Genomic DNA, 8,138 nt, shown 5'->3' with positions numbered 1-8,138 from the left:
GAAAATCAAATAATCACTATAAAGATCAAGCATATCCATTTAATTCCCTCCCTAAAATTAAGGGCGGAATTCTAATGCTTTTTAGTCAAACTACAAGTTTATGTGCGTAACATGAGTTATTCAGATAGGATGACACTTACATTAAATGAGGCATGCGCAAAAAAGAATGAACCCGCCTCCCATATTTTTTCACCCCAGTTAAACGTAAGTAAAAACTATATTTATACTTACGAGGGACAAACCCAATTCCTCGGTGTCTTTTTAAAACCCGTACTGCTGGTATGGTACCATTTAGATAGTGATGGTTTACATGCCACCATCATTACACCCCAAGAAGCAAAAGAGCTCGAACAGCGCATTAGCCATTTAGAGGCCAGCTGGATTGCAAGCACAGAGGATAGCGTGGTTGCCGGTACTAGGCCCATAAAAATGCTGACAGACCCGCAATATCAATCCTTAAAAGAACAAATACGCTTTGTAAACGGCGAGTTTAATAGTCTTTTAAACCAAGAAACCCCACTGCAGTGGCTTACTGAGGAACCCATCGAAAAATTACGTTTTTTTAGTGAGCAACTTATGGCTTTACGCCCAGGAAGCGCCCCGGGATTTCGTCAATTACAAACTGCGATGACTCAAGCAAAGACGGAAGGTTTTGACTACATCAGCGCACGGCCTTTTGAAGATTTAAGTCAATTTAATTGGAAAACTATCTTTCCAAAAACCTTCCCTAATCAAGCAAGGGATTATCAAAAGTTGGCCGAAGCTTTCGTTTATTTAAACCAAAACTGGACCCATAGCTCTCCTAGTATTGACCATTTGCAACAACAATTTGATTTGCCTATTAATAGTCTTGCTGCCCTAGCTAAGCACCTAAAACATTTATTGAGCTTAAAAGAGCTTCTAACCCATTTGCACTCAGCCGAGACGAAGAAACCGTTTTTATTAAAACTGACAGAAGAACAAAAATTTTGTCTTGAGCAATGCATCAATATTGATATTAGCCGCTTGCGCACTACTCATAGTGCTCGTTTAAATAAAGTTAATGAACAACACGAGCTGCAGCTGGCATCTATTCAAGCATTATCTATTTTAACCCTCTATCCCGCCTTAAAAGATAATAAGGCTTTATTTAATCCCTATTTCGAAACGCAAGCAAAGCAGGCTGATTTTAAAGAGCTTTTATTGGCGCTCTTAGAGCTGCCTAATCCTAGTTTATTGCTGCTGCAAAATATTTTAAACAATCCGCAGGCCGATGCAGAGATAATCAATAAATTACTTGAACAAAACCATGCTCTAGACAGTAATCTCCTTGTGGCTATCGCCCCCAAATGCCAGAATGAAGCGCAAATAGACCGCTTATTACAACAAATTTATCTTAACGAAGAGGGTGTTCTAGCCTTGCTACAAAATCCACAATTAACCGCAAGGCAATTAAATAAGTTATTTAATTACATAGAAAAAGAAAGCAGTTTACTATTAATCGCGCAACATCCGGCTACCAACCAAGAAAGCTATACTGAATTGTTGCAACATCTTGCGTTAACTGACCAAGGATTGCTGCAACTTTTAAATAAGCGTAGCTTTAATAAACAGGAGGTATTATTAATCCTAAAACACCCCCTAGCATTAGCATCTGAGGTAATTCAGGAGCTTTTAAAACAACAGAGCAGTGATGAGGATGTTTTACTAATGCTTCTGCCGCGAGCTCCACAAGAGGTACTCTATGATCTCATTCATCATGCCCAATTTACTGAGCGGGTTGCAGAGGAATTAATTAAACAAGCACCAAGAAAACCAAATATATTAGGCGAACTTGCCCTCAAAATTTTTGCGCAATTGAGAGCTAACCCGAATTCTCATTGGGAGCGTTGTTTTGATAATTTATTAATTTTAATGCAGAAAACGCATAAAACCCATGAGTTGCTTCCGCTGTTACAAGAAAAACAAGCCGAATTAACCCCCAAGCTTGCTTTAAAAATAATCGCCTTGGGTGGTGAGCAACTTTTCAACCAACTACCATTGGCGAGGCTCATTGCAGAGGCCAATGAATTAGAACTCGATTTTTTCACTAAAGTCAAAAATGCCTTCAGCCCTACTCAATTAAAAACATTAGTCGACAAAGTAAACCGGGTCGAACATATTGATAGAGTACTTAAACGAAAAGAAATGTCCCCGGAGCTGGGCACTATTTTATTCAATAAAAGCAATTATGATGGCAAAATGGGTCCGTGGCTTCCCTGGCTGAATACCGAACAAATCGTGAAAATTCTTCCTAAAGCGCCGGATTACAGTAGCTTGAGCTATGGTTTACGTCATCTACAGTTAAGGCCTGAAGTAAGGGAGCAATGGTTAGAACAGAGCTTGACTAAGCAAAAAGAGCGTTGGCAAAACACTACTCATAAAACGCCGCAACAAAGTTTAATGAATCTTCTTGAGGATCTAAAAATTAAAGCCTATCAACATGCCGTGCAGGCGGTTAAGAAGCCTCATTACAACGACGCGGCAGAAACAGCGTTTAGTCTTTATCAAGCCTTACATGCTAAAGCAATTCGTTATTTCAACTCACCCCGTGACTACCCCCGTTTTAGATCAGAGTGTGAGGCAGAAATTCAGGCAGCTCGAGACATCTTAGCGGTGCATCGCGGCTACAAACAATTACTTTTGGATATAGTCAATGTTTTATTGTCTGTAGTGAGTTTATTAATTAATAACGATTGGCGCTTTTTTAAAAGCAATACAGCCAGTTTGGAGCTCGTTGACAATATAAGCAAAAATTTGTTGCTTAGTCATTAAGTCCATAAGGGGAGAAAATTTTCTTTTTGTTGGGTATAAAGAGCAAGATCGAGTACTATTAAAACTATTTATTATATCAATGATAATTATGAGCGAACATAAAAAAACCACCCATTTCGGTTTCGAATCTGTAGGATGGGATGAAAAAGAAAAAAAAGTAGCTGAAGTCTTTCATTCTGTTGCTAAAAATTATGATTTAATGAACGATCTCATGTCTTTGGGCATCCATCATTTATGGAAACGCTTTACGGTGGAATTAAGCCAAGTACGCCCGGGTCAGAGGGTACTCGATCTCGCAGGGGGAAGTGGTGATCTAACCCGTTTACTGAGTAAAAAAGTAGGACCTAAAGGTCAGGTAATTTTAGCAGATATTAATGCAGCTATGCTGCAAGTTGGCCGTGATAGGTTATTAGATGAAGGTTTATTTAAAAATATTGCTTTTGTGCAAGGCAATGCCCAATACTTGCCCTTTTTAGACAATAGTTTCCATTGTATTACTATCGGTTTTGGTCTGCGAAATGTAACCGATAAGGAAGAGGCCTTACGCTCGATGTATCGCGTATGTAAACCGGGGGGGAAAATGATGGTTCTTGAGTTTTCCACCCCTAAGCTTCCGGGGTTAAAAACGGTTTATGATTGGTATTCCTTTAATATTTTACCCAAAATAGGTAAACTTTTTGCCCAAGATGAAGACAGCTATCAGTACCTTGCTGAGTCAATCCGCATGCATCCTGATCAAGAGCAATTAAAGCAACTAATCGAACAGGCTGGTTTTGAAGACTGTCATTATTACAATTTAAGCGCAGGCATCGTAGCCTTACACATTGCATATAAATACTGAGTTGATTATGTTAAAAAAATATTCACTTAAAACGCTCCAGCTGGCTATCAATACAGCCTTAAACTTAGATGAAGGCATGCCAGAAAAACTAAATGCACTCGAGGGAAAAGTTTTAAAGCTGGTCATTACCCCTTTAAACGCTTATTTTTTCATTCATTTTTTGCATAATGAAATTCTGCTTTTAGAGCATTATGAAGGACAGCCTGATACATTTATTCATAGCAGTCCTCTTGGTTTAATTCGTTTAAGTATCTTACCTAGCTCACAAGCCCGTTCTTTATTTAACGATCAAATTCGTATTGAAGGTGATGTAGAATTAGGCCAAAAAATCAAACAGCTTTTTGACGAAATGGATATTGATTGGGAAGGGCATTTGGCCCAATTCACCGGTGATATAGTGGCCTATCAAATTGGCTCATTGGTACGTAAAGGAATCCAATTTAAACAGCAATTGAGCAGTTCTATGCGCTTGAATGTAAGTGATTATTTGCAGGAAGAATTGCGTTTAGTTCCATCCCAAAATGAACTTGACGATTTTTTTAGGGATATCGATGAATTATCCTTAGATGTAGAACGCTTAACGGCCCATATCAATGAACTTATGAGCCACTCATGAAATCAATTAAACAAGTACTACGCTTACTCCACATTAATTATATTTTTGCTCGCAATGGCTTAGATAATTTGGTGGTTTCCATCAGGATTTTTGCCCCACTGCGCTTTATGATCTATTTAAATCCCTGGAATTGGTTTCGAAAAGAACCTCTAACGCGTGGCGAAGCACTCCGCAAGTCACTGGAAGAATTAGGCCCTATCTTTATTAAGCTCGGACAGGCACTCTCAACCCGTCCGGATATTCTGCCCGAAGACATTGCTATTGAATTAAGTAAACTACAAGATAAAGTACCTCCTTTCGCGAGCAAAAAAGCCATTGAAATTATTGAACAAGCCTATGGCGCCTCACCCTATGAAGTATTTGCCGAATTTAACCCCACCGCGTTGGCATCTGCATCGATGGCTCAAGTACATGTTGCCACCTTAAAAAGCGGTGAAGATGTAGTGATTAAAATTCTTAGGCCCAATATGTTGCGTATCATAGAACAAGACCTCAGTATCATGTATACCCTGGCTCGCTTAATGAATCGCTATTGGCCAGAAAGTAGACGCCTTAAACCGGTCGAAATTGTCAAAGAATTTGAACATACCTTGCTGGATGAATTTGATTTACAGCGGGAGGCGGCGAATGCCACCCAATTACGCAGGAACTTTAATAAATCCCCCTTACTCTACGTGCCTGAAATATATTGGGATTACATCCGCCCGGACGTGTTGGTAATGGAACGTATCCATGGCATCCCCGTCTCTGATCTGCATCAACTACGTGAGCACCAAGTAGACATTAAAAAATTGGCCGAACGTGGGGTAGAAATATTCTTCACCCAAGTATTTCGTGATTGTTTTTTTCATGCCGACATGCATCCGGGAAATATTTTTGTTTCTTATGAACATCCCGATGAGCCCCAATATATTTGTATTGATTTTGGAATTATTGGTACCTTAAACGATAACGACCAACGTTATCTCGCGGAGAATCTAGTAGCCTTCTTTAATCGCGATTATAAACGCGTGGCTCAATTACATGTTGAATCAGGATGGGTTGCCCCCAATACCCGTATAGAAGAATTTGAAAGCGCTATTCGCACCGTCTGTGAACCCATTTTTGAAAAACCGCTCAAAGATATCTCCTTTGCCCAAGTGGTTTTACGCTTATTCCAAGTAGCACGCCGTTTTCATATGGAGGTTCAACCGCAATTAGTTTTATTACAAAAAACTTTATTAGCTATAGAAGGATTAGGAAGACAACTTTATCCAGAGCTGGATTTATGGGCTACGGCCAAACCCTTCTTAGAAAAATGGCTAAGAGAGCAAATTGGGCCCAAAAACTTTTTTACCCAATTAAAACAGAACCTACCTTTTTTTGCGGAACAATTGCCCCATATGCCTAAACTTCTTTTTGACGTATTAACGCTTAAAAAGGAAGAGTTACTTTTAAACAAAGAACGTGATCAAAGGCAAAGAGCAAAAGAGAAACCGATTGCCCAAGGCCTCGCCCTCGGTGTTTTTATTAGTTTTGCCCTCGTAGGTATAAGTGATTATTTTGCCCTAATCGATGAACAATTATGGTTACCGCTGAGTCTAATTGGTGCTGGCATCAGCGGATTTTTTCTTATTATAAATCGTAAAAATTGAGGAATTAACATGGGTTTAAGTGGTATCAGTCCCCTATCATTATTATTGATCCTGGTTATTATTATTAGTTTATTTGGTACGTCTAAATTAAAAACCTTGGGCAGTGATTTAGGTGAAGCAATAAAAAATTTCCGCCGTGCCTTAAATGATGATCAAAACCATGAGCGGTGAGTTATTACTTATTTTCCTGGTCACCTTGCTAGTTTTTGGTCCTAAAAAATTACCTATGCTTGCTAGCCATCTTGGCATGCTCCTCCGCCACCTTATAAGTTTTAAAAACAAAATCAACCTACTCTGGGAACAGCAAGTACAGGAATTACAGTTAAAGGAAAATCAAGATAAAGCCGCACAAGCAGATAAACAGTATCAAGCTCTCGATAAGGAAGGCTAAGCAAGCTACAGCTAGGCTTTGATTGCAAGAACCCTCAAAGTGTTAAGTTAAGAGGTTAAAACTTAGCCCACCGCATTGGTATGCATAACCCACGGAATCGATAAATGCAGAAGCTTGATGGGTGTTTATATAATAAAATGTTACAAATAAATGTTTAGTTAAGGGGCCATTAATACCCATTCCCCATTGATAAGTGGGGCTTGAGTTCGTTTCGCTATTCACTAGGGGAGTTATGTATTGACGCCCTAATCCCCCATCCAAATAATAATGCCAGGTGGCACCAAGACGCCTCCCTAAGCGGAGAAGAATTTTCTTCTCTTTATATTGATGAGGGCTAAAATAGTCCGGCGATTTAAATTCATTAGAAAATCCTCTATAGATGAACGTAGTAGATAATCCTAAATCAGGATTCGCCACCAGAGTAGTTGCTAAGAAATAGCCCTGACGAATATTATCATCACTAATGTTTAAGCGGGATAAAGACCCATCTAATTTGAGGTAAGCTAGGGGGCTAAGCGTTAAAGTACCCGCATACTGGTTATCACTAATACGGTTATAAAATGCTGGAAAGGTTTCAATAATTTCTTTTTGCGCTAGTAAGTTGAGCTTAATATAATCGTTAGGATTGACTGTGCCTTTAGCCATCCACAATACTGGGTTCCAACTAGGATGTTGCAAGACAGTCTGATCTTTATAAGCCATCGGTTCTATTTTTCCGATTAAGCTTAGGTGACGGTTAGGCTGAATGCTTTGACTTAAATAAAAACCGGTGGCATTTAAAGCATAAAAATTATACTGTGAGTAATCGATGAACTCCGGCCCAAATGAGGTCTGCGCGGCATAGCTCCAATAATGCCGATAATCCAAGGTCACTTGTTTTTTATGGAAGGTTTCGGTATCTCGAGAAGCAAAAAAGGTGGGAGAAATGATATTAGGCCAAGTATCTAAATCGGTTTGCCAGATTAAATCTTGCCAATCTTTAGTTAAACCTGAACTTAAATCACTACCCTCTAACACAGGCTGATAGTCGTGTAAAATAGTTTTGCTAATATCCGACCAACCAGCCCAGGAAGAAGCTTGGGCGGCCGCGATGATTAATTCGGGCGCCTTAAAAACAAGTGTGGAGGGAATTTGCTGATAGGCTTTTTGTGGGCGATCGTAGTAAGCGTAACTTTTAACTAAGCCTGCTAAAGCTTTCTGGTATTCTTGTGCTGATAAATTATAATGTAACAAGCGAGTAAACGTATCTTTAGCACGGACGTATTGAGCTAGCCAAAATTGCATTCTCGCAATTCCCAGTAAGGCGGTTTTTTGCTGTTTATCATTGGCACTGTGCTGAAAGGCGCTTTGATAATACTCTAAGGCTTGTTGCGCCCGATTCTGAATCGACATACTCTCTGCCGCAATCATATACAGCAAATAATTAGGTGCGGTGTATAAATCAGCTTTAATTAAGGCAAAACTTTTTCCACCCTCGTTTTGATCTAAATAACTTTGGGCTTTTTTTATTAAAAGCTCCAGTTTTAGCTCCTTGATTTGCTCTTTTATTGCCGCAATTTTCTGTAGAAAGGAACTTTCTTTTACCCCTTTTACATACTGTTGAAGTTGTCTAAAATAGGCTTCCACTAAACTTAGATTTTTTAAAGTTAATTGCATTTTGATCATCCCCAACAAAGCAATTCTTTGCTCAGGTAGATTTGCACTTAGCAACTGTGCCTTTTTAAAATAATTAAAGGAAGCCAAGTTAGCTAGGTCCGGGGATCTGGAACAAAATTCAGGAAAAATAAGAGCTATTCCCGGTTTGTTAGTTCATTCACCTTACTCTCAGAATGGCTTATCCACAAGTCCATAGGCCAGGAGAGC

At 39.3% G+C, this 8,138-nt stretch carries 7 protein-coding genes; 6 read left to right on the top strand and 1 reads right to left on the bottom strand.

What is annotated here, in order from left to right; genetic code table 11:
- Positions 1-111 precede the first annotated feature (111 nt).
- From ELY15_RS11425 to ELY15_RS11400, 6 genes are all read left to right on the top strand, one after another.
- Positions 112-2,793, top strand: coding sequence for a hypothetical protein (locus ELY15_RS11425; protein ID WP_127100119.1), 2,682 nt, complete (start codon positions 112-114; stop codon positions 2,791-2,793).
- An 88-nt stretch (positions 2,794-2,881) separates the two neighbouring features.
- The gene (ubiE, locus tag ELY15_RS11420; RefSeq protein WP_127100117.1) at positions 2,882-3,634 is read left to right on the top strand and encodes a bifunctional demethylmenaquinone methyltransferase/2-methoxy-6-polyprenyl-1,4-benzoquinol methylase UbiE; all 753 of its coding nucleotides are present in this window, start codon (positions 2,882-2,884) and stop codon (positions 3,632-3,634) included.
- A gap of 7 nt (positions 3,635-3,641) precedes the next feature.
- Positions 3,642-4,250 carry an SCP2 domain-containing protein gene (locus ELY15_RS11415; RefSeq protein WP_127100115.1) on the top strand — a complete coding sequence of 203 codons (609 nt, stop codon included), beginning with the start codon at positions 3,642-3,644 and terminating at the stop codon, positions 4,248-4,250.
- The gene (ubiB, locus tag ELY15_RS11410; RefSeq protein WP_127100113.1) at positions 4,247-5,884 is read left to right on the top strand and encodes a ubiquinone biosynthesis regulatory protein kinase UbiB; all 1,638 of its coding nucleotides are present in this window, start codon (positions 4,247-4,249) and stop codon (positions 5,882-5,884) included. The genes ELY15_RS11415 and ubiB overlap by 4 nt, the downstream gene beginning before the upstream one ends.
- Before the next feature lie 9 nt (positions 5,885-5,893).
- Entirely contained in the window at positions 5,894-6,055 is a 162-nt protein-coding gene (tatA, locus tag ELY15_RS11405) for a twin-arginine translocase TatA/TatE family subunit (protein WP_127100111.1), read from the top strand.
- The gene (locus ELY15_RS11400; RefSeq protein WP_370449424.1) at positions 6,030-6,275 is read left to right on the top strand and encodes a twin-arginine translocase TatA/TatE family subunit; all 246 of its coding nucleotides are present in this window, start codon (positions 6,030-6,032) and stop codon (positions 6,273-6,275) included. Before tatA ends, ELY15_RS11400 begins: the two co-directional genes overlap by 26 nt.
- Before the next feature lie 42 nt (positions 6,276-6,317).
- On the opposite strand, the gene ELY15_RS11395 is transcribed toward ELY15_RS11400, so the two are convergent.
- Complete coding sequence (locus tag ELY15_RS11395) at positions 6,318-7,931, bottom strand: lipopolysaccharide assembly protein LapB (RefSeq protein ID WP_127100107.1); 1,614 nt, start codon at positions 7,929-7,931, stop codon at positions 6,318-6,320.
- Positions 7,932-8,138: the final 207 nt, after the last annotated feature.

It is taken from the genome of Legionella sp. km772 (assembly GCF_003989735.1).
Taxonomy (GTDB): Bacteria; Pseudomonadota; Gammaproteobacteria; order Legionellales; family Legionellaceae; genus Legionella.
This window is presented reverse-complemented; position numbering and strand designations above follow the sequence as displayed.

Bases quoted from the DNA above. Each gene is read 5' to 3' on its own strand.
- ELY15_RS11400 (WP_370449424.1), top strand. From the start codon at position 6,030: ATGATGATCAAAACCATGAGCGGTGAGTTATTACTTATTTTCCTGGTC.
- ELY15_RS11395 (WP_127100107.1), bottom strand. From the start codon at position 7,931: ATGCAATTAACTTTAAAAAATCTAAGTTTAGTGGAAGCCTATTTTAGA.
- ubiB (WP_127100113.1), top strand. From the start codon at position 4,247: ATGAAATCAATTAAACAAGTACTACGCTTACTCCACATTAATTATATT.
- ubiE (WP_127100117.1), top strand. From the start codon at position 2,882: ATGAGCGAACATAAAAAAACCACCCATTTCGGTTTCGAATCTGTAGGA.
- ELY15_RS11425 (WP_127100119.1), top strand. From the start codon at position 112: ATGAGTTATTCAGATAGGATGACACTTACATTAAATGAGGCATGCGCA.
- ELY15_RS11415 (WP_127100115.1), top strand. From the start codon at position 3,642: ATGTTAAAAAAATATTCACTTAAAACGCTCCAGCTGGCTATCAATACA.
- tatA (WP_127100111.1), top strand. From the start codon at position 5,894: ATGGGTTTAAGTGGTATCAGTCCCCTATCATTATTATTGATCCTGGTT.